General features: G+C 27.4%; 1 protein-coding gene. It reads left to right on the top strand.

All coding sequences use genetic code 11. From position 1 onward, the window contains the following. Window positions 1-547 (top strand): hypothetical protein (locus HGP29_RS28580; RefSeq protein WP_168885853.1); only part of this gene is annotated, 547 nt, incomplete at both ends.

The following is a 547-nucleotide window of genomic DNA, read 5'->3' as shown; positions in this document are numbered from 1 at the left end:
AATTTTGATTATTACCTAACATATAATTATGAATCAGGAAGTGAAATATATTTCGATACAATTTATATTGAAGGTTATGAACACAATCTTGGTAAGACTAGTCAAATTAATTACAGATTAAAAGGGAAAAGAAAAAATTGGCAAAAAAGCTATTATTTATCTGAAATAAAGGGTCAATCTAAAGTAATAACTAATGAAACTTCAATAGAGGATCTTTTCCTCGTTAACAAAAAGTCATTCAGTATATTAAATGGCAACAAATTAAAAAATTATCAAGTATATAAATTTGCTGAAAAATTACATACAATAGACGGGTGTATTACCCATTTTTGGATGCCAGAATTTGGGGTAATGTTAACTAAATCAGTTACTTGGGGTAGTCTTCAGAAATTACGTTCAACAGAAGAACATAAAGATGAAATTCTTCAACGTCTAACAAATATAATAATTCAGGACGTTTCTTTTTTCAATGGTTGTTCTGAAGAAAAGAAGTTAATTTCATTAGAAGAATATGAGAGTATTCGTAGTAACGAAATAGATACACTTC

It is taken from the genome of Flammeovirga agarivorans, assembly GCF_012641475.1.
GTDB lineage: Bacteria > Bacteroidota > Bacteroidia > Cytophagales > Flammeovirgaceae > Flammeovirga > Flammeovirga agarivorans.
The sequence above is the reverse complement of the archived record's forward strand: the minus strand, read 5'-3'. Positions and strand labels throughout refer to the sequence as shown.